This is a genomic window from Myxococcus eversor, from assembly GCF_010894455.1.
GTDB lineage: Bacteria > Myxococcota > Myxococcia > Myxococcales > Myxococcaceae > Myxococcus > Myxococcus eversor.
In genome coordinates this window covers 1-20,592 of the sequence record NZ_JAAIXY010000037.1, presented here as the reverse complement: position 1 = coordinate 20,592, position 20,592 = coordinate 1, and the positions used below count along the sequence as shown (strand labels likewise).

The window sequence follows — 20,592 nt, the reverse complement described above, 5'->3', positions numbered from 1 at the left end:
CCAGATTGTCTCTCGCTCAACGCTTGTCGGCCTGGGAGTGTCGGGTCTTGGACGCCGCGGACAGATGGCGGATGCCGGTGGTGAGGTATGCATTGAAGAGGCCGACCTGGGGACCGGCGCCCAGGAGGGCGGCGACCTTCTCTTCCAGGGCTTGTTGGAGGGAAGGCCACGTGTCGCCCAATGCCTTGCGCGCCAGGACGACGGGGGCGCTGGAGCGCATCAATGCGTCCACCATGGCGACGGTGGTGGGGTATTCCACGCGGGCCGTGACCTCGTGCACGTCGACCTCATCGAACCCAGACGCGGTCATCTCCCGCCGACAGGTCTCCTTGTCTGACAGGGGCATCATGCCGTCGCGGGGTCCGCCGCTTCCTCCGCCCATCAGCTCCGCGAGGGATTGATAGACGGTGTTCATCGTGGGCGAGTGTTCGAAGGGCAGCCAGCTCGACACGACGGCACGGCCGCCCGGGACGAGGACGCGGTGCAGTTCGCGGAAGCCGCGCGGGCGGTCCGGGAAGAACATCAGGCCGAAGAGGGAGAAGGCGGCGTCGAACTTCTGGTCCGGCAGTGGAAGGGCCATGCCGTCGCCCGTGAGCGCTTCGATGTCGAGCCCTTCCGACGTCGCGCGCTCCCGGAGGGTGGCGAGCATCCGGGGGGAGAAGTCCACCGCCGTCACGCGGGCACCCTGTCGTGCCGCGAGCAGGGACAGTGTTCCGGGACCCGCCGCCACGTCCACCACGCGTGAGCCCGTGCTGGTGCCGGTGCGGGCGAGGGCGTCCCTGGCGAAGGTCTCGAACATGGGGAGCAGCTCGCGCACGTAGTCAGGCGCGACGAGGTCCCAGGGTTCCGGCACGGCGAGGGGTGAAGCGGTCGACGACATGAGGGTGGGCTCCAACAGGGTGGGACGCGGATTCCACCTGGAACGGGCGGCGAGCGCTTGGAAGAAATGCACCACCCTTGACTCATATGGCCGGTCCCCGGAGGCTGTGAGGCGATGCGAATTCGATGGGTGGCCTGGGCAGCGATGATGGCGCTGCACTTCCTGGCGATTGCGTTTCTCCCGAAGGACCTGGCTCCCGCGCTGGCCGGTTCCATCTACCTGCCGCTGATGCCCCTGCGTGCCCTGGGGCTCCCTGTCCTTTCGACGGCGCCGTCGGGCGGCTGGGCGGGGCCGTCGGTGCTCGGCTGGGTCGCGGTCGTCCTGGTCTGGGGGCTCATCTGGTGGGGCGTGGCGGCGCTGCTCTCCCGCTTCACGCGGCCCCGTCGCGTGCCTCACGCGGCTTGATTCGGGGCGCGAGCCTCAGTCCGCCTCGGGCTCATGCCAGCCGAGGCCAAGGCAGGTTCCGCACGTCACGGAGTGGGCGAGAGACCCGGTTCCCGTGCAGGTCGCGCAGTCGAGCGCGCTCGCGGTACGTGGAGGCAACAGCTCTCTCAACTCGGGATGCTTCCGGCACCCGTTGGTGAGTGCCACCACCGTCCACCTCTCGTCGGTCACCTCGGACCTGGAGGTCTCCCACTCGTACGTCAACACCGTGCCGTCGGGGTGGATGGCGATGAGGCCCCCCAGGTCGCCATACAGTGGCAGCGCGCCGGACTCGCGGGCGAGCTGTCGCTGGTCAGCAGACTCCGAGGGGTTGAGGAGGAATTGCTCCAACCACTGTTGGAGGTAGCGCCGCAGACGCTCGGAAGGGCGGCGGCTCATGCTTCCTCGGAACGGGAGGGGACGGGGCGTCATGCTCCGTGAGCCTAGCGTCGTCGGGGAAGCGGCGCCTCAAGGAGTCGTTGCGCTCTTTCCGAAGTCCACGCCGCGAAGCTTCAGGACGCAGTCCAACGGCAACGGCCCCTTGGGGTCGCGGAGGAAGGCCAGGGTGACCTCTCCACCGCAGCGGTTGAACGACGCGCCGTGGCTGTAGCCCCGCATCTCGACGTAGCGGGCCTGGGGCATGGACTCCAGCAACTGCCGCCCCCAGTCCGGAGGCGTGTCCGGGTCGAACTCCCCCGCGAAGATGAGCGTCGGCACGTCGCTCTTCACTGGCGTGTTCTCCTCGGCGGGTACCGGCGCCACATTCCACACGCGGCACGTCTCCACGGAGGCCGTGCCTTCGTCGACACCGCCCAGGCCCATCGCCGGCGAGCGCTGCGCGGCGATGCGCTTCGGGTCCTCGAACGGAATCTCCTCCGAGCACCAGACCGACAGCCGCAGTCCCCAGCTCATCGTCGACGCCCCCTGGCTGCGCTCCACCCACGGCGTCAGCTCCGAGTAGTCGCCCGCCGCCGCCCGGCTGATGATGCGCGGGAGGAAGGGAATCGCGTCCGGGTCGTGCAACGCCGTGTAGAGGGCCTCGACGACCTGAGCGCCGCGCACCTCCACCGGACGTCCCTCCGTCACGGACTCCTTCAGCACCAGGGGCAGCGGCTTGCGCTCCGCGGTGGCGATGAGCTGCGCGAAGCGCTTGCGCAGGTCCGGATGCGCGGCGGAGCACTCGCGGTCGATGGCGCACCCGTCGAACACCAGGTCGAGCGAGCGCAGCAGGTTCACCGCGCCGACCTCGTCGAAGTTCACCTCGGGCGGCAGCACCGAATCCAGGATGACCGAGCGCACCCCCGCCGGATGCCGGCGCAGCACGGTGAGCATCAGCCGCGTGCTGTAGGAGAGCCCCTGGAGGTTCCACGTCCCGTAACCCAGGGCCTTGCGCAGGTCCTCGAGGTCATCCGCCGTGGCCGTCGTCGTGTATCCGTCCAGGTCCACCCCGGCGGCCGTCAGCGTCGCGCGGCAGCGACCCGCCGCCTTCGTCAGCGCGTCCTGCGCCTTGGCACCACGCAGCCGGCCCGCCGCGATGTCGCCCTTGAGGGCGTTGATGTCGGGACACTCCAGCGCGGGCTGGGCCATCTTTCCGCCGCGCGGCTCCATGGCGATGAAGTCGCGCTCGTCGAGCAGGGGGTTCTTCCTCCCGGAGCGCAGCCGGGCCAAGGCGCTGACTCCGGGGCCGCCGGGCATGAAGAGCAGCGGGTCCTTCGCCGGCTTCGCCGCGCGGCTGCGCAGGCGCATCACCGGCAGCTTGATGGAGCGGCTGTCTGCCTTCTGTCGGTTCTCCGGGACGACCAGGAACCCACATTCGATGTTCTCCCCGGCCTCCACGGTGGCGGGGCAGGGGGCGGGCTCGAAGCGGGGCACGGCGGTGGGTGGGGATTCCGTGGCGGAGGCCGAGATGGCGAGTGACAGTGTGGCCAGGAAGCCCATGATGCTCGAGGACATGGGCTCCGTTAGAAGTCAGCGACCCGTCGCGCGTCCAATACCGAAATCCGGGCCTGTGATAGCGAAGTGATCTCACCCACGCTCGATACCCGTCGCCTCACGTGCTTCATCGCGGTCGCGGAGACGCTGCACTTCCGCAAGGCCGCGGAGCAACTGCGCCTGGCACAGCCCGCCCTCAGCCAGCAGATTCGCAAGTTGGAGGAGGAGCTCGGCTGCCAGTTGCTGAAGCGGGACAGACGGCGCGTCGAGCTGACCCCGGCGGGACAGGCGCTCCTGGAAGCGGGGAGGCGTGCGCTCGTCCACCTGTCCCACGCGGCGGAGGCCGCCCAGCGCACCGCCCGGGAGCAGCAGTCGTTGCTACGCGTCGGCTTCGTCAACCCCGCCGCGTTCGCCCTGGTGCCGGAGGTCCTGCGCGGCCTGCGAGCCGAGCACCCGGAGGTGCACCTGATGCTGCGCGAGGCGGGCAGCGCGACGCTCCTGGAGGAGGTGCGGCTGGGACAGCTCGACGTGGCCTTCGCGCGGGGGCCCGTCATCGCGCCAGGGGTGCTCATCGACACGCTGCGCCGGGAGCCGCTCGTGCTCGTGTTGCCGTCAGGCCATCGGCTGGCGCGAAAGACACGGGTGCCGCTGGAGCAACTCGCGGACGAGCCCTTCATCGGCTTCGCGCGGGACACGGCTCCGTCGCTGCATGACGCGATGATGGGCATGTGCCTGGAGGCGGGCTTCTCGCCCACGTTCGTCGCGGAGGCGGTGGAGTGGTTCACCATGGTGAGCCTGGTGGCGGCCGGGCTCGGGTGCGCCATCCTCCCGGAGTCGGTCCGCACCTTCTCGCGCGAGGGCGCCGTCTATCGCGCCGTCGCGGGCACTCCCCGGCACGTGGACCTGGTGATTGCCCGGGCCCCCACGCCCCCGGGCCCCGCCCTGCGGGCCTGTCTGCGCATCGTGTCGCGGATGACGTCGGTGGCGCTGCGCTGAGTTCGTGACACGACGGCGCTCCGATGCGGTCCGTGTTCGGACTCGACTCGTGCGGCGCGAGCCGTCACTGTGGCGCGCTCGAACGGCGGCGGGCCGGGCCGTTCCCCAGTGCGCAGCGTCCTTCCATCCGGCCGCGAGGGAGTCGACATGAAGTACACGAACCTGGGGCGCTCGGGTCTCTCCGTCAGCCGGCTGTGCCTCGGCACGATGAACTTCGGCTGGACCACCGAGGAGCCCGACGCCCACGCCATCATGGACTCCGCGCTGGAGCGCGGAATCAACTTCTTCGACACGGCCAACGTCTACGGTTGGGGCGAGAACAAGGGCCGCACCGAGCAGATCATCGGCAACTGGTTCGCGCAGGGCGGCCGCCGGCGCGAGCGCACCGTCATCGCCACCAAGCTCTACGGCCCCATGGGGGAGTGGCCCAACGAGGGCAAGCTGTCCGCGCTCAACATCCGCCGCGCGCTGGACGCCAGCTTGAAGCGGCTGCGCACCGACTACATCGACCTGTACCAGTTCCACCACGTGGACCGTGCCACGCCGTGGGAGGAAATCTGGCAGGCGATGGAGGTCGCCGTCGCCCAGGGCAAGGTGCTCTATGTGGGAAGCAGCAACTTCGCCGGCTGGCACATCGCCCAGGCGCAGGCCGCCGCCGCGCGCCGCGACTTCATGGGGCTGGTCAGCGAGCAGTCCCTCTACAACCTGATGGCGCGCACCGTGGAGCTGGAGGTGCTGCCCGCCGCCCAGCACTACGGCGTGGGAATCCTCCCGTGGTCTCCGCTCCAGGGCGGCCTGCTCGGCGGCGTGCTGAAGAAGGAGCGCGAGGGCAAGCGCCGGCTGGAGGGCCGCGCTCAGGAGGCCCTCCAGAAGAATCGCGAGAAAATCGAGCGCTACGAGAACCTCGCCGCCGAGCTGGGGCACGAGCCGGGTGACGTCTCGCTGGCGTGGCTGCTCCATCAGCCCGCCGTCACCGCGCCCATCATCGGGCCGCGCACCGCGGGCCAGCTTGACGCGGCGCTCCGTGCGCTCGACGTGAAGCTCGACGAGAAGACCCTGGCCACGCTGAATGAAATCTTCCCGGGCCACCGCCCCGCGCCCGAGGACTACGCCTGGTAATGACGCCTGGGCGTGCTCAGTGCAGCGGCGGTCCAGGAGGCTCCGGCGGCCGGGGTGGATTCTCGGCCCCGGCGTCAGGCCCCGCGCGTGGCAGCACGACGATGAAGGTGGTGCCCGCGCCGGGGTGGCTCTCCAGGAAGATGTGGCCGCCATGGGCCTCCACGAGCTGGCGGGTGATGAACAGGCCCAGGCCCAGGCCTCCGTAGTGACGGCTGGACACCGCGCGCTCGAAGCGGTCGAAGACGCGCTCCGCGTCCTCGGGGGCGATGCCGATGCCCCTGTCACGCACCTCCAGGCGGGCCTCGTGCTCGTCGCCCCGCACGTGCACGTCCACCGGCGCGCCATGTCCATACTTGAGCGCGTTGGACAGCAGGTTGGTGATGACCTGCTCCAACCGCAGCCGGTCCCACCGGCCCGTCATGGGCGTGGGCGCGTTGACCTCCAGGCGCACGTTCACCGTCTGCGCCTCCATCTCGAAGCGGCGCGCCAGCTCGCGCACCAGCTCTCCCAGCTCCAGTGACTCCAACTGCAGCTCCATCCTCCCGCTCGACAGGCGCGACACGTCCAGCAGGTTGTCCACCAGCTTGGTGAGCCGGGTCATCTGGCGCTCGCAGGTCTCCACGCCGCGCTCCAGGCGGCCCAGGTCCAGGGGCTCTTTCTGGTGGAGCTGCCGGAAGAGGAGCTGGAGCTGGAGCTTCAAGGACGTGAGCGGCGTGCGCAGCTCGTGCGCGGCGACGCTGAGGAACTCGTCGCGGATGCGCACCGCCGACTGGGCCTCGCTCGCCAGCCGTTGCTGCTCGGCGCTGGCGCGCTCCGCGGAGGCCCTCGCGCTGACCTGGGCGCGCGTGACGAGGAACAGCAGCAGGGACATCAGCAGCCCGCCGACCGCCACGGTGGTCGGGTGGCTGGAGCTCGTCCCCTCGAAGAAGGCGGGCCGGGTGGTGAACACCAGTGTCCACGGCGTTCCGGCCACCGACAGGCTGACTTGCGAGCGCAGCGGGGTGTTGTGCTCGACTGCGGGATGCTCGACGCGCGAGCTGTAGAGCAGGTCATGTTCGTGGGCTTCCGTCCCATCGTAGATGGCCAGGTCGATGGTGGACTGGAAGCCGGGGAAGCGCAGGCCCTCCACCAGGTCCTTCATGCGGAAGGCCCCGAACACGAAGCCCAGGAGCCGCGCGTGGCGCTCCTCGGACGTGGTGGGCTCCGGCTTCTCGAAGAGCGGCACGTAGAGCACGAAGCCCGTCCGGAGGTCCGGGTCCTCATCCTCATCCTCCGACAACAGCCGCACCATGCCGGTCGCCGCGGGCAGCCCCGTCTCCAGCGCGCGCTGGAGGGCCGCGTGCCGCACGGGCTCCGCCAGCGCGTCGAAGCCGAGCGCGCGGGCGTTGTGCACGTCGAAGGGCTCCACCATCACGATGACGGCATGGTGAGGCCGCTCCAGCCGGGGCTGGACGTGGTACTGGGTGAAGCCCTCGGCGCGCATCAGGGCCTCGTGCTCCGCGAGCGCTTCTTGCTGAAGCCACTGCGCGAAGCCGATGCTCTGGATGCCGGGGAAGCGCTGCCTCACCTCCAGGCTCTCGGTGTACGCGCGGAACTCCCGGCGCTCCACCTCCTGGCTGCCGCTGAAGACGCCGCGCGTGCCCAGCAGCATGGCCTGGTACATGTCCATGCGCAGTTGGAGGGCCACGGTGCCGTCGGCGACGGCGTCCTCGAAGAGCTGCTCGCGCCGCAGGTCCACGCCGCGCTGGACGTAGGACGTGGCCCCCGTGGTGACGAGCAGCCCCAGCAGCAGGGCGCAGTACGCGGCCGCGTCGCGGCGCAGGTGGGTGAGCAGGGGTGTCGACACGGCTGCGTGGAGGCAGGACCGCAGGAAGGTTGCCGGGAAAGGGGCCGGGAGGACGACGAGGCGAGCTTCGAGTGCGCGGCGGCCCCCTTCAAGCCGTCCCCGCTCCCACGTGTCTTCCAGGAGAAACGCCCGGGGGCGAAACACAATGCCCGCCCGCCCGTTCGTACCTGGGACACTGCAACGGGTGCTCGCTCAGGGCATTCTAGGAGCCATGGTGCGTCACGTCATCGTCGTGGGAGCTGGCCCCGGGGGCCTGTCCGCCGCCATCAACCTGGCCGGACAGGGCTTTCGAGTCACCGTGGTGGAGAAGGACCTGGTGCCGGGAGGCCGGATGAAGGGCCTGACGCTCGGACCCCAGGGCGAGTATTCGCTCGATACTGGTCCTTCCATCCTCCAGCTCCCCGGGGTGCTGGAGCGCATCTTCGAGCGGGCGGGGCGGCGACTGGCGGACTACGTGAAGCTGGTCCCCCTGGACGTCAACACGCGGGTGCACTTCTGGGACGGCACCCACCTGGACACCAGCCGTCACCCGGAGCGCATGGAGTCGGAGCTCGCCCGCTTCGGACCCACCCAGGTGGAGGCGATGCGCCGGTGGCTTTCGGACGGACGGGAGAAGTACGGCGTCGCGTACGAGAAGTTCATCTGCACGCATGCGGGCAGCCTGGGCTACTACGCGCCCTGGCGCCTGGCGCCCACGCTGCGCTTCAAGCCGTGGCAGACGCTGTACCGGCACCTGGACTCCTTCTTCCATGACGACCGGCTGACGTACGCGCTGGCGTACCCGTCGAAGTACCTGGGCCTGCACCCGACGACGTGCTCGTCGGTGTTCAGCGTCATTCCCTTCCTGGAGCTGGCCTTCGGCGTGTGGCACGTGGACGGCGGCTTCCGCGAACTGGCGCGAGGGATGATGCGCTGCGCGCAAGACTTGGGCGCGACGTTCCGCATGGGCGCGCCGGTGGAGCGCGTGCGCGTGGAGGCGGGGCGCGTGGCGGGCGTGAAGCTGGTGGGTGGCGAGGTGCTGGACGCGGACGCGGTGGTGATGAACGCGGACCTGCCCTACGCGGCGACGAAGCTGGTTCCCGCCGAGGCGCGCGAGGGCTCGCGGCTGACGGACGCGGCGCTGGAGAAGGCGAAGTACTCGTGCAGCACCTTCATGGCGTACTACGGGCTGGACACGCGCTACGACGACTTGCCGCACCACCTCATCTATCTCTCGGAGGCCGCGCGGCGCACGGACCGCGACGCGCTGGAGGACCGTGAAGTAGACGTGGACGACCCGCCCTTCTACGTGTGCAACCCGTGCGTGACGGACCCGTCCGGCGCGCCGAAGGGACACTCCACGCTCTACGTGCTCGTGCCCACGCCCAACACCGCGCGCCCGGTGGACTGGGTGAAGACTCAGGCCACGCTGCGCGAGCGCATCCCCGACATGCTCGCGAAGGTGGGCCTGAAGGGCGTGCGAGAGCACATCCGTGAAGAGCGCTACTTCACCGCGGAGACGTGGCGGGACGACTTCAACGTGTTCCGGGGCGCCGTCTTCAATCTCTCTCACACGTGGCTGCAATTGGGTCCGCTGCGGCCCCGCGTGAAGAGCCCGGACGTGGAGGGCCTGTTCTGGGTGGGCGGTGGCACGCATCCAGGCAGCGGGCTGCTCACCATCATGGAGAGCGCCAACATCGCCGCGGACTACCTCAACCGCGAGGCGGGCCAGGGGCCGCTGCCGGGCTGGCCGTATGTGCCGCCGCTCGAGGACGCGACACGAAATGCCTCGGGCCCGCCAATGCAGGCGCCCCGGGCGCGCGCTGGCTGAGCCTCCCTCCTCTCCGTGCGAACGGCGGGCCCGGCTCGCGCGGCGGCGTGGCGGGTGCGAAGCTGTCATGACTGTTCCTGGAGGTCGCGAGAGCATGCCCTTATTCATCCCGTTCGCGGTGGGTGGCCTGGTGCTGACGGCGCTGGGGCTCGGCGTGAAGCGGGCCTTCGATGAGGGCCTGATGGGGCCTCCGGACCCACCGGAGGTCCGCGCGGCGAAGGAGCGGCACGCGGTGGCGCTGGGGGCGCTCAAGTCCGCCCGGCTGCGGGTGCGGGACACCATGGCCTCGCTCGGCGAGCGGCAGGCGAAGGCGAAGGCGCAAGTCGTGGAGCCGCTGCGCGGACTGCTGGCGCGGTTGGAGCGGTGGGAGCACGCGCGGCGCGAGGACGTCCTTCCGGCCGAGGCCCTGTCCGCGCTGGAGGCGCTGCCTCCGGAGCCCGTGTCCCGTGGGACGCGGCGCGCGTGGCCGCTCTTCGGCGCGGGGGCGACGGCGCCTTCGGAGCTGGTGCCGGTGCTGGAGTGGCTGGAGCGGGGCTGGCTCCTGGAGGACGCGGTGCCGGTGGTGTTGGATGGGATGTCGTTGTTCGACGCCGCGGCGCCCTGGGCCGCCTCGCCCGCGCCGGACACGGTGGAGGCGCGCGTGCGAGGCCTGGATGACCGCGCGGCGATGCTGGTGCGGGCCACGGCCTTCCTGGAGGAGATGCTCTCGCGCCTGGCCACGCTCGACGCGCGCGTGGGGGTGCTCCATGGGCGCGCGGAGGTCCAGTTGAACTACCTGGACGCGGCCAGCTTCGAGGAGGGTGGCCCGGAGCCTCGCGAGCGACTGTCACGCCTGGGCGTGCTCGCGGGGCACCTGGTGGTGCTGCTGTGCGCGCCGGTGCTGTCGTCGGAAGGGAGGCTCGTTCCCGAGCCCCCGGTGTCACCGGAAGAAGCGCTGCTGGCTCAGACGTAGCGCTGCGCGAGCTGGGACACCTGGCCCGTCGCGTGGGTGACGGCGACGGCGGCCTGCTGCGTGGTGTCCAGGTGTCGCAGCGTGTCCGTCGTCAGCTCGTCCAGCTCGCGCACGGCGGCGAAGAGCTGGTCCACGCCCTGGTGCTGCTGGGCCACGGCCTCGGCGATTTGACGCACGGCGGACGCGGACTCGCGCGACAGCGTGGCCAGTTCGCGCAGCCGCTCTCCGCTGTTGCGCAGCGGCGTCAGCGCCGTCTCCACGCCCGCGGCGCCCTTGTTCGTCATCTCCGTGGCCTCGGTGGCGGCGGAGGCCATCGTCTCCAGCAGGCCGCGCACCTGGTTGGTGGCCTGGACGGACTGGTCCGCCAGTTCGCGCATCTGCCGCGCCACCACGCCAAAGCCCTTGCCATGCTCGCCCGCGCGCGTCGCTTCAATGGCGGCGTTGATGGCCAGCATGTGCGACTGGTCCGCGAGCGCCTTCACCACCTCCGACACACGGCCCACCTCGCGGGCGCGCTGCTCCAAATCCATCATCTGCTCGTGCAGCCCGTCCGCGATATCGCGGATGGAGGCGAGCCCCTTCTCCGTGCCGAGCAGGGACTCCTCGCCCAGCCGGCCCACGGCCGCGGCGCGCTCGGCGACCTGGAGGATGCTGGTGGCCCGCGAGGCCGCGACGTGTGACGCCTGCTGGATTTCCTGCGCGGTGGCGCGCGCCTGATGCAGCGCCGCGGCCTGGCGCGACAGCGTCTGGTTCTGCTGGCTGCTGGCCTCCGACAGCCGCGTGCCAGCCTGGGCCAGGTCACCCGCCGAGGAGCGCAGCGAGCGCGGCAGCTCCTGGAGCCGCTGGTAGAGCTGCCACGTCGTCGCGGCCAGGTCTCCCAGCTCGTCCGTGGACACCCAGCGCGGCGGCGCGGCGCGGCCCTCCACCAGCGCCTCCAGCGACGCCCCCACCGCCCGCGAGCCCTTGGCGAGCCTTCGCGCGGCCCACGCCGCGGTGAGGATGGAGCCCAGCGCCGCGTAGCCACCGAACATGATGACCGGCAGCACCAAGTCCCGCTGCAGCGGCGCCACCGTGGCGCGCACGCGGTCCGCCGACGAGGCCTGGCCTCGCGACTCGATGTCCGTCGCCAGCTCGCCCAGCTCCCGCTCGATTCGCAGGTGCAGCGTGACGATGCTCGTCAGACACGTGACGAGCAGCGCGGACACGACGGTGGCGGGCAGGAGCCACAACTGTCGGGGCGCGAAGCCGTCGCCCGCGGGCCGGCTGCTGGGCGCCTTCTGGTACGCGTCCAGCACGGTGGGCATCAGCACCTGCTCATAGAGCATGTACAGGAGCGGGCTGCTGAACAGGCCCGCGCTCATCGACACCGCCACGCCCACCGGCACCACCGACAGGGGCCGGTCCAAGAGGAGCGCCACGCCGCCGTTGAAGAGCACCCCGCCGATGAACCACGACACCATCGATTCGCCGAACGCCAGCGTGGAGGGGATGCCAATCAACCGCTCCACCCGCTGCTTCCCCTGCGAGCCCATGGCGCGCTTCAAGAGCCACGGCAGCACGAGCACCGGCTGCGCCACCGCGCACAACCCCAGCACCAGCGGGGTGATGACTCCCAGCAGGATGCGCGTCGCGCGCGGTCCCTCCAGTGAGAGCAATTGCATGTCCACGTACAGGGCCGGACAGAAGGCCACCGTCGTGATGAGGGACCGCAACATGTACATCCGCCAGAACAGCGCGCCAGGGGTCGGAAGCGGAGGAGTAGACATCGGGAAGCAGTGACTCCGGGGTGGCAGTGACCTGAGCGTGCGGGCCGGCGCGCCCTGCGTCAACGTCCCGTTTCAGCCTGAGAGGAGGATTCCAACCAGATAGCGTGTCTGCCTGGTCGTCAGGACCGCTTCGGAACCCTACCCGCAGTCTGTCTGCATGTCAGGCAATTCCAGGAAAATTATGGGATTACCACCCGGTGAGAGAGGAACGCCTGACACCGGCACCTACACGCCTTTGCGCCGCTTCCAGGGCAGGCGAGCGTCTCGCCCGTGCCTGCACGCTCGTGAAGGGGTGTTCACACTCACACCACAACGGCTCTCAGGAGCTCACAGCCAAAGGAGACGCGTCATGGGTGAGTTGATCGACAAGGCCAAGGGCAAGATCAAGGAGACCGTGGGCGCCGCGACGGGCGACCGTTCGCTGGAGGCCGAAGGCAAGGTCGACACGGCGAAGGGCCACGCGAAGGAGAAGCTCGAGGACGCCAAGCGCGCGGTCCGGGACGCGGTGGACGACAACAAGCCTCGCCGCGATGAACCCTAGTCCGCTGTCACGAAGTTGAAGCCGACGGTCGGGTCGCGGGGCATGTCGCCCTCGCGGCCCGTCGCCGTCGTCGTCGCCCTAACGCTTCACCGCGGGCGGACACGCCACTTCAAGAAACGTCGTGGTCTTCCCACTGAGCATCACCCACAAGCAGCGCAGCACACAGCCCGCGCCGAACTCTCGGTAGATGAGACCCAGATTGGTGACCACCTCTCTGCCGGTGATGACCCCGCGCATTGGCCCTCCCCCTTCTGCTGCATCCCGTCCGTCCCGCCACCCCACCGCGCTGCCGCCGCACCCCTTCTGCAAAGCCCTGGCCGTTCTTCGCGCGGCCCGCAGGCGTCGCTCTGTTGCTCTGCGGACGTGCCAAGCGGGCCAATCCTCAGATCGAGCCGCGGGCCCCTCGCGCCTCACGTGAGATACGGACACCCGCCCCCTGGAGTTTTTTCAGGGAGGCCGTCCACCGTGCGACGCACCTCTCCTTCCCGCGCGCAGCGGGGGCTCGCACCCTCGCCACCCCTCGCGACGTCACGTCCTCACTGAACGCGGTGTCGTGCTCCACCCTCACCCAGGTCTGAGTCGGGCCGTCGCGACTGTCAGCGCACGGGACGCCGGGGCATGCGCCGGGCGCACGACGTCCGGCTCGGAGGGCGTGACGGACGCGCGAGGACAGGAGGGCTCCGTCGTCCGCTCGGGCACGCGGCGTCCCCGGGGACCGGGTGGCATTTGAGCGCGTCGGCCTGAATCTTCGCTTCGAGGGCTGGGATGTCGCCGCGACGCGGCAGCGGCGGACCGAACGAGCAACGGCTCGCCCAGGTCGTGTCGGGTGCATGGGATGGCGTGTCACCGCCCCACGGCGCCGACACTAAAGAAGTGAGGACAGACGAAAGGAGGGTCTCGCGATGAGGCAGCACGAGCTGACCCGAATGGCCATTCCCTTGGCGTCGTCACAGGGGCCCTTCCGGGGACCGAGGGGCATGACACGCCTGGTGGTGGCGACGGACTTTTCACTGCGCTCCGAGCTGGCGCTGGCCCGTGCGCTGCGGCTGCCGCTGGGGCAGGGCGCTTCCTTCACGTTGTTGCACGCGGGGCCTCTGTTGGAGGGCACCCCCGCGGGAGGCGTCGTCGCGGGAGAGCGCTGTCTGCGCAAGGCGGTGAGCGCGGTGTGTCGTCGGCTGCGGCAGCGGCCGGACGTGACGGTGCACGAGGAGCTGCGGCGGGGAGACGCGGTGGACGCGGCGGTGGCGGTGGCGCGCGAGCAGGGCGCGGAGCTGGTGGTCCTGGGCGGCACGCACGTGACGACGCCCGGGAAGGAGCTGGGAGAGCGCTCGACGGTGAGGCGCATGGTGCGGCGGCTGGACACGTCGGTGCTGACGGTGCTGCCGCATCCGGCGCGGCCTTATGCGAACCCGCTGGTGGCGGTGGACTTCTCGCGCGAGTCCCGGCGGGCGCTGGAGCTGACGTTGCGGCTGTGCCCCCTGACGCCCGTGGAGGTGCTGCACGTGGTGGACACCCGAGCGGAAGAAGCGGCGCTGCGAGCGCGCGGGGTGTCACCGGAGCGCTTCTTGATATTGCAGCGGGAGCGGGAGGACGCCGCGAGGGTGGCGCTCGCCCGCTTCCTGGCTCCCTACCGGGAGACGGGGCGCGAGCTGGAAGCCCGGCTGCGTGGAGGAGAGCCGGGGGAGAGCATCCTCGCGCACGCGGCGGAGCTGGGCACGGACCTGCTGGCGCTGGCGGGCTCGGGCCCGTCCGAGGGGTGCGGCGTCTCGCTGGCGGAGCGGGTGCTGGCGAGGTCCTCGTGCGACGTGCTGGTGTCCCGTCACGAAGGACGCGCGATGTCGTGAGGGGCCGAGCGCGCGGACGCCGGGCGCGTTATGTACGCGCCCTGTGTCTTCTCGTCCTCTTGATTCCACGCCCCCCGCGAAGCCCTCCCTCAAGGAACGCCTGAAGGGGGCCGGAAGCCTGTTCCGGCAGCTCCCTGGCACGTTCCACCTCTTCTGGCGCGCGAGCCCCCAGGGCGCGGTGTTGCTGGGCGCGCTGACGCTGGTGGCGGCGGTGCTGCCGGCGGCCATCGCCTGGGTGGGCAAGCTGATTGTGGACGCGGTGGTGGCGTCCGCGCAGGGCTCGGCGGAGGCGCACTCGCGCGTCTACGGCCTGGTGGGGTTGGAGTTCGGGTTGATGCTCGGCGCGGGGGTGGTGGAGCGGGGGCTGACGCTGACGCGGGAGTTGTTGCGCGCCAACCTGGGCAACCTGCTCAACGAGCAGATTCTCCAGAAGGCGTTGGCGCTGGAGCTCCGGCACTTCGAGGACTCGGACACCTACGACAAGATGCAGAACGCGCGGCGCGAGGCGAGCAGCCGGCCGCTGTCGCTGGTGATGCAGGCGTTCTCCATCGTCCGCAACGCGATTACGTTGTCGACCTTCGCGGCGCTGTTGATTGCGCTGTCGCCGTGGAGCGTCGTGGTGCTGGTGGCGGCGTCGATTCCGGCGTTCATCGCGGAGGCGCGGCTGGCGATGGCGGGCTTCCGGCTCTACTCGTGGCGTGCGCCGGAGGGGCGCAAGCTGAACTACCTGGAGTGGATTCTCACGCGCGACAGCCACGTGAAGGAGGTGAAGCTCTTCGGGTTGGGGGAGCTGGTGCTGGGGCGCTACCGGGAGTTGTTCCGGAAGTTCTTCGCGGAGGACCGGGCGCTGGCCTTCAAGCGGATGGCGTGGGGGTTGGGGTTGGGCCTGCTGTCGCTGGCTGCCTTCTATGGCTGCTATCTGTTTGTCGCGGGGAAGGCGGCGGACGGGGCCATCAGCGTGGGCGACATGGTGTTGTACCTGGGCGTGTTCCGGCAGGGGCAGGCGGCGTTCCAGGGCATCCTGACGAGCGTGGGCTCCATGTTCGAGGACGCGCTCTTCATGAGCAATCTCTTCACGTACCTGGAGATTCCGACGGGCGCCGAGACGTCCCGGGTGTTGCCGGCGAAGTCACCGCCGCGCGGGCCGACCAATCACATCGAGCTGCGCGACGTGTCCTTCCGCTATCCGGGGAAGGAGGCGTGGGCGCTCAGGCACGTGTCGTTGACGCTGCGGCCGGGACAGAAGCTGGCGCTGGTGGGGGAGAACGGGGCGGGGAAGAGCACGTTGTTGAAGCTGCTGTTGCGGCTGTACGAGCCGACGGAGGGGGCCATCCTCTACGGGGGCGTGGACATCCGGGACATGGACGTGGGGGATTTGCGCAGCCGCTTCGGAGCGGTGTTCCAGGACTTCGTGCGCTACCAGTTCAACGTGGCGGAGAACATCGGGTTGGGGCATGTGCCGGCGCTGGAGGACCGGGGCCGCATCGTGAAGGCGGCGGAGCAGGGTGGAGCGAGCGGGGTGATTGAGACGCTGCCCAGCCAGTACGACACGATGCTGGGCGGGTGGTTCGAGAAGGGGCAGGAGCTGTCGGCGGGGCAGTGGCAGAAGCTGGCGGTGGCGCGAGCGTTCATGCGCGACGACGCGGAGGTGCTGATTCTGGACGAGCCCACGGCGAGCATCGACGCGGAGGCGGAGCACGCGTTGTTCGAGCGCTTCCAGGCGTTGGCGGCGGACCGGATGGCGATTGTGATTTCGCACCGCTTCTCCACGGTGCGGATGGCGGACCAGATTGCGGTGCTGCACAACGGCGGCGTGGACGAACTGGGCAGCCACGACGCGTTGATGGCGAAGGACGGGCGCTACGCGCACCTGTTCCGCCTGCAGGCGCGCGGCTACCAGACCTGAGGCAGGGCGCTCAGCCTCGCTCGCCGCGCAGCCGCTCCAGCTCGGCGAGGGCCTCGGCCAGGCGACGCTCGGCGTCCTCGCGGCGCTGGGTCTCCTCCGCGCGCAGGCGAGACTCCTCCGCGCGCAAGCGCATCTCCTCGGTGAGCTGGTGCTCCAGGTCCGTGTGGCTCGCCTCGACGCGCTCCATCATGTGCTCGAGTCGCGAAATCATCTCCTGGGCTTCGGGAAGCGCCGCGCCGCCGACGTAGAAGCGAAGCCGCTCGTCGTCCACCTGGAGCTCCAGGCCGAGCACGTCCGAGCGGTAGAACCCATGTTGGGGAAGGATGGGGCGGTAGGCACGGCGTCCCTCCTCGAGCCTCCAGCCGCTGAGCCGCAGCCGGCCTCGGTCAAAGACGAAGTACTCGCGGATTCCGAGGCGGGCGAAGCGCTCCACGTTGCGCTCCAGGTCCTTGCGTCGCTCCCCCGCGACGATGACTTCCAGGGCCAGGTCCGGGCCCTTTCCTTCAGCGCTCACCATCCAGCGCATGCGGGAACGGGACTCCACGTCCAACACGGCGATGACGTCCGGAGCGAACATCGACTCGCCCGGGTAGTACACGGGCAGTTCGCAAGCCAGGTACACCTTGCGGCCAATGCGAGAGAAGAAGCTCCCGAGCACCTCCCTCGTCCGCGACTTGGCCTCGTAGTGAGGGTCCCCCTCGGGAGGGTGCGTCTGTGACACGGGAAACTCGGAGGGAAGGCTGTCGATGACCTGGGCCTGCTCCTCGGGTGTCAGCTGCTCCCACAACTCCTGGGGAGGAGCGCGCGGGTCGTCCGGATTGACGCGGTAGGGGTTGGAAGCCATGGGACTGCTTCCGAGAGTAGGTCGCCCGGAATGCAGGGCCAAGGGCCGCTGGCGCGTTTCGTTCGTTGGGGCGCTGTAGGCCCCCGGGCGTTGCCCGGAAAAGCAGGAGTCGAGGTGGGCGACGTCCACTCCGAGGTCCGACTTCAGGGCGAGGGCGGCTGGTCAGGTCCCCCGGTGTGGCGCTGGCGCTTCTTGCGTGCCTTGTCCAGAAGGAGGAGCACGCACCCCAGGGCGAAGAACACCGCGGCGAACGAGGCGCCCCCGCCGATGAAGCCACCGACGAAGCCACCGAGCCCACGCACGGCGCCGCCGACGAAGCCGTCGAGTCCCCAGATGGGGGCCGAGGTGATGCCCCACACGGCGCCAGCGATGCCGCTGAGGGTGGCGGCCGCGAGGAGGACGGGCTCGATGAGGGTCATGGTCTGCCTCGTGATGCAGCGAGAGGGCCCGCGTTCCCTCCATTGAAGCACACGGGCTCGGAAGCCGCCTGGGGACGCTGTCCGCGCGAGGGCTCAGGCGGGCTGGTGCTCGCGCCCGAACTCCGTGACGAACTCGGACAGGGACTTCGTGGCCTCGGGATGCAGGGCGCCGAGCACTTCCGAGGCGAAGCTCGTGGGCGCCGAGCCGGACGCGGTGACAATCCGTCCGCCACGCACCGCGCGCGCCCCCGGTCGATAGTGCGCGGCGCCGCGGTAGGCGGGGACATGTTGCTGGAGGAAGTCGAGGGCGTTGCTGGTGTGAGCGCAATCATCGAGCAGGCCGGCCCGGGCCAGCGCGAGCGTCGCGCCGCAGATGCCAGCGACGACGAGGCCCGCGTCCGCCGCGCGCCGCAGCAAGGGCGTGAGGTCGGGGCTCGCGGCCGTCATCCAGAGCGGGGACCCAATCAGGACGAGCGCCTCGGCCTGGTCGGTGGAGAAGTCCTCGAGCGCGCCGTGGACCTGGATGGTCATTCCGCCAATCGAAGGAACCGGCCGTCCCCCCGGAGACCACCACGACACCTGGTCGCCAAAGTCCTCGCGAGCCACCGCCGCCAGCAGCGCGGGTTCCCAGTCGGCGAACGGCTCCACCACGACGAATGCGATACGGGCCAACAGCGTGCTCCTCGCTGAATGAGCCCCAAGGATAGGGAAAGTGGCCGCGACTCTCCAGCCGAGAGAAGTCCCCGCCGCCAAGGCAAAGCAGCGGCGGGGCCCTCTCGCCCTGGGGTCAAAGTCATCCAGCTTCAGTCAGGCCGAAGTCGTCCTGCTCAGGGTAAGGGACGGCGGTTCGCGTCCGCCATGGGCGCACGACGAGCGACGTGGATGTGAGTGGTTGACTCCGTCAATTGACTCGCGGTGTGCTGTCCGCCGCACGAATGGACGGGTTCGTGCGATTCGCCAGTGCGTCAGTTCGTCCAGCGGATGTGCCACGGACCGCCGCGCCAGGCGCAGACTTCATACGCGAGTGGCTCACATGCGCCACAGGCCGTGTTCGGGGCCTGGATGAGCGTTCCATCGCAGCAGCGGATGCCGCAGGTCCGCAGGTTGGGCTGACATGCCTCCTTGACGGTCAGTGAGCAGAGCTGAGCCTCGACTTCACCGCCCTCGGTCACCTCCTCCATGGTGACCTCCTCGCCCGGCGTGGCCTCGGTGGGCGCCTGCTCCTCCGGGAGCGGACCTCCGCACGCGGTCAATGCCACGACTCCAGCCAACAGCGCACAACGACGCAGTCCCGTCATGAACATAGGTGTCTCCGTTTCCTTGGCGTCTGGGTTCTGATTGGCCCATCAGACGCAAAGACAGTAAGCCACGGAGGGACCGGAAAGGCAATATGACGGCGTGTAAGTGGTTGCCGAAGTCAATGAATTGTCCGGTGGGCGTCTGCCCATGGTGCTTGGGGCGTGAGCAGGGATTCCCCTCATGCCGCACCGCGCCCGATGCGGACGCACCGCCCGTCGGAAGCTCCGTGGCTCCTTCCGACGGGTGGCGACCTGCTCAGGGGACGTGCGTCGACGAGGGGGAGGGCGCTTCCAGGAGCCCGGTCTCGGAGAGGGCCCGAGTGGGCAAGAGGACTCTCACCGAGTACTGGTCCAGATAGGATGAGGCCAGGGCGTTGAGCCACCGGGCGTGGTCTCCCTCCCAGAGCAGGTTGGTGATGGTGAAGACACCCCCGGTGCCTACGTAGCGGTTGCGGTCCATCCCCATGCCCGGCCGGGAGGACGGCTGCCCCAGGCGTACGAACAACCTCATGTCGCGCAGGACGTTGTCGTAGACGATGAGGCCCAACACCGTGTTGGGCTCGTCCGCGGCGAGCCGCATCCCCGCGTCGGCGGTCCGCTCGATGTAGTTGCCGACGATGTGCACGCCTTGCGCCTTCACGATGCGGATGCCCTGACCGTTGTTGCGGTTGGCATAGTCATAGATGTCGTGGATGTAGTTGTTGTCGATCTGCACGTTGGCGGGCCGGTCGACGGGGTTGTTCCCGCCGACGGAGACGCCTCGGCCCGCCCGGTGGATTTCGTTGCCCAGAATCTGGACGTTCGTCGCGTCCTCGTGAATGAGCACGCCTTCCGCCGCGGAGGTGTTGGCCTGCCAGGGATAGCTCGCGATGTTCGGGAAGTCGGAGATGGTGTTCTGGTGGATGAGGATGTCATCGCAGGCCTTGATGTCGACCCCGTTCTCCCCGGCCGCATGCAGCTTGTTCTTCTCGATGAGGACGATGGCGGGTCGGCCGCCGTTCGGCTGGCACTGCACCCCGTCGCCCGAGACATCGTGGATGTCGTTCTCCACGATGAAGATGTTGCGGGACACGCCTCGCACCGCCACGCCGTGTGAGTCCGTATTCGCCCTGGAGAAGTCGTAGATCTCGTTGTTGTCGATGAGGACGAAGTCCGCGTAGCTGGCGACGACGCCACCGCCAGCCCGGCCTCCGTGCAGCACCGAGTCGGTGAGCTGGGAGCACGTGGTGCTCGTCTCGAAGAGGGCGGCGAACGACGGCCTGCCCTGGACGTCCACCTCGAAGCCCTGCACCACCCAGTACGGCTGGCTCACCGCGACCAGGCTGCCGACGTTGGTGGCCGAGGGGAGGATGCGGGGACGCCCGGCCTGCTCACCTCTCAGGACGATGGGCGCATCGACGGTGCCGGGTCGTGCCCCCTTCGGGGCGGTAATGGAGACCTGCTCGTTGTAGTCGCCTGCTCGCACCTGGATGATGTTCCCCGGCCTCGCGACCTTCACCGCCGCCATGATGGTGGAGTAGGGGTTCTGGTTGGACCCCAATGGCTTTCTGGAATCCCGTGGGCCATTCTTCGACACGTAGAGTGTGGGGCCATTGGCCTGCTCCGCCTTGGGACAGCGGTCGTAGAAGATGTCCTCTGTGAAGGCGGGTCCCTGCCTCGCGGTCTGAGTCCCCACCTCATCTGACGAAGAGCCTTCGCCAAGTGCGTCCTCCGGGCTCGCGCCACAGCCTGACGCGCCACTCCCCATCCACGCGATGAAAGCCAGACGCGTGAGCGTTTGCCCCAACCGGTGCTTCTTCATGACCGTTTCCCCCATGGCCCGCCACCGAGAGCTTCCATGGTTGTAACGGACCCTCGCCGCATCAACCTCGTAGCCCTGCGGGGCGGACTGGGCGTGATCCGGTTCGGTGGACAGGTTGACTACGCCGCTGCTCTTTCGAACTCAGCCGGCGCAGCGTAGCCGATTGCCGAGTGCATGCGTTGCTGGTTGTAGAAGACCTCGATGTAGTCGAACAG

General features: G+C 69.5%; 19 protein-coding genes. 8 read left to right on the top strand and 11 right to left on the bottom strand.

Translation table 11 applies throughout. The features are described from left to right. Positions 1–16: 16 nt before the first annotated feature. Positions 17–880: a class I SAM-dependent methyltransferase gene (locus tag G4D83_RS43920; RefSeq protein ID WP_163870940.1), complete on the bottom strand. Its 864-nt coding sequence runs from the start codon at positions 878–880 to the stop codon at positions 17–19. A 114-nt stretch (positions 881–994) separates the two neighbouring features. Here G4D83_RS43920 and G4D83_RS43915 point away from each other — a divergent pair, with 114 nt between their 5' ends. Further along, positions 995–1,285, top strand: a complete 291-nt coding sequence (locus G4D83_RS43915; RefSeq protein ID WP_163870939.1) for a hypothetical protein — start codon at positions 995–997, stop codon at positions 1,283–1,285. A gap of 15 nt (positions 1,286–1,300) precedes the next feature. Here G4D83_RS43915 and G4D83_RS43910 read toward each other — a convergent pair whose 3' ends face one another. Both G4D83_RS43910 and G4D83_RS43905 read right to left on the bottom strand, forming a co-directional pair. Further along, complete coding sequence (locus G4D83_RS43910) at positions 1,301–1,702, bottom strand: hypothetical protein (protein ID WP_163870938.1); 402 nt, start codon at positions 1,700–1,702, stop codon at positions 1,301–1,303. Positions 1,703–1,771: 69 nt separating this feature from the next. After that, positions 1,772–3,256 carry an alpha/beta fold hydrolase gene (locus G4D83_RS43905; protein WP_163870937.1) on the bottom strand — a complete coding sequence of 495 codons (1,485 nt, stop codon included), beginning with the start codon at positions 3,254–3,256 and terminating at the stop codon, positions 1,772–1,774. Positions 3,257–3,322: 66 nt separating this feature from the next. Here G4D83_RS43905 and G4D83_RS43900 point away from each other — a divergent pair, with 66 nt between their 5' ends. Together G4D83_RS43900 and G4D83_RS43895 are read left to right on the top strand one after the other, a co-directional pair. Beyond that, the gene (locus G4D83_RS43900) at positions 3,323–4,231 is read left to right on the top strand and encodes a LysR family transcriptional regulator (protein ID WP_163870936.1); all 909 of its coding nucleotides are present in this window, start codon (positions 3,323–3,325) and stop codon (positions 4,229–4,231) included. 147 nt (positions 4,232–4,378) lie between these two features. Continuing rightward, positions 4,379–5,350 carry an aldo/keto reductase gene (locus G4D83_RS43895; protein WP_163870935.1) on the top strand — a complete coding sequence of 324 codons (972 nt, stop codon included), beginning with the start codon at positions 4,379–4,381 and terminating at the stop codon, positions 5,348–5,350. Positions 5,351–5,366: 16 nt separating this feature from the next. On the opposite strand, the gene G4D83_RS43890 is transcribed toward G4D83_RS43895, so the two are convergent. Next, entirely contained in the window at positions 5,367–7,196 is a 1,830-nt protein-coding gene (locus G4D83_RS43890) for a CHASE domain-containing protein (protein ID WP_240357162.1), read from the bottom strand. Between the two features lie 211 nt (positions 7,197–7,407). Here G4D83_RS43890 and G4D83_RS43885 point away from each other — a divergent pair, with 211 nt between their 5' ends. Both G4D83_RS43885 and G4D83_RS43880 read left to right on the top strand, forming a co-directional pair. Next, positions 7,408–9,006 carry a phytoene desaturase family protein gene (locus tag G4D83_RS43885; RefSeq protein WP_163870934.1) on the top strand — a complete coding sequence of 533 codons (1,599 nt, stop codon included), beginning with the start codon at positions 7,408–7,410 and terminating at the stop codon, positions 9,004–9,006. Positions 9,007–9,100: 94 nt separating this feature from the next. Then, a complete protein-coding gene (locus tag G4D83_RS43880; protein WP_163870933.1) occupies positions 9,101–9,958 on the top strand; it encodes a hypothetical protein in 858 nt (285 codons plus the stop codon). On the opposite strand, the gene G4D83_RS43875 is transcribed toward G4D83_RS43880, so the two are convergent. Next, positions 9,949–11,673: a methyl-accepting chemotaxis protein gene (locus G4D83_RS43875; protein ID WP_240357161.1), complete on the bottom strand. Its 1,725-nt coding sequence runs from the start codon at positions 11,671–11,673 to the stop codon at positions 9,949–9,951. The two genes, G4D83_RS43880 and G4D83_RS43875, sit on opposite strands and share 10 nt — an antisense overlap. A gap of 400 nt (positions 11,674–12,073) precedes the next feature. Here G4D83_RS43875 and G4D83_RS43870 point away from each other — a divergent pair, with 400 nt between their 5' ends. The 3 genes from G4D83_RS43870 to G4D83_RS43860 all read left to right on the top strand — a co-directional run bounded on the left by G4D83_RS43870 (position 12,074) and on the right by G4D83_RS43860 (position 16,015). Beyond that, the gene (locus G4D83_RS43870) at positions 12,074–12,265 is read left to right on the top strand and encodes a CsbD family protein (protein WP_163870931.1); all 192 of its coding nucleotides are present in this window, start codon (positions 12,074–12,076) and stop codon (positions 12,263–12,265) included. Positions 12,266–13,242: 977 nt separating this feature from the next. Then, positions 13,243–14,109, top strand: a complete 867-nt coding sequence (locus tag G4D83_RS43865) for a universal stress protein (RefSeq protein WP_240357160.1) — start codon at positions 13,243–13,245, stop codon at positions 14,107–14,109. A gap of 43 nt (positions 14,110–14,152) precedes the next feature. Then, the gene (locus tag G4D83_RS43860) at positions 14,153–16,015 is read left to right on the top strand and encodes an ABC transporter ATP-binding protein (RefSeq protein WP_163870929.1); all 1,863 of its coding nucleotides are present in this window, start codon (positions 14,153–14,155) and stop codon (positions 16,013–16,015) included. Positions 16,016–16,025: 10 nt separating this feature from the next. On the opposite strand, the gene G4D83_RS43855 is transcribed toward G4D83_RS43860, so the two are convergent. The 6 genes from G4D83_RS43855 to G4D83_RS43830 form a co-directional block, all read right to left on the bottom strand. Further along, complete coding sequence (locus G4D83_RS43855) at positions 16,026–16,859, bottom strand: Uma2 family endonuclease (protein WP_205522859.1); 834 nt, start codon at positions 16,857–16,859, stop codon at positions 16,026–16,028. Between the two features lie 143 nt (positions 16,860–17,002). Further along, entirely contained in the window at positions 17,003–17,278 is a 276-nt protein-coding gene (locus tag G4D83_RS43850; protein ID WP_163870927.1) for a hypothetical protein, read from the bottom strand. A gap of 93 nt (positions 17,279–17,371) precedes the next feature. Next, complete coding sequence (locus tag G4D83_RS43845; RefSeq protein WP_163870926.1) at positions 17,372–17,950, bottom strand: DJ-1/PfpI family protein; 579 nt, start codon at positions 17,948–17,950, stop codon at positions 17,372–17,374. Between the two features lie 293 nt (positions 17,951–18,243). Next, on the bottom strand, positions 18,244–18,537 hold the full coding sequence (locus G4D83_RS43840) for a hypothetical protein (RefSeq protein WP_163870925.1): 294 nt from the start codon (positions 18,535–18,537) through the stop codon (positions 18,244–18,246). Between the two features lie 295 nt (positions 18,538–18,832). After that, the gene (locus G4D83_RS43835) at positions 18,833–20,116 is read right to left on the bottom strand and encodes a right-handed parallel beta-helix repeat-containing protein (RefSeq protein ID WP_240357159.1); all 1,284 of its coding nucleotides are present in this window, start codon (positions 20,114–20,116) and stop codon (positions 18,833–18,835) included. A 380-nt stretch (positions 20,117–20,496) separates the two neighbouring features. Further along, on the bottom strand, positions 20,497–20,592 hold the full coding sequence (locus tag G4D83_RS43830; protein WP_372241176.1) for an IS3 family transposase: 96 nt from the start codon (positions 20,590–20,592) through the stop codon (positions 20,497–20,499).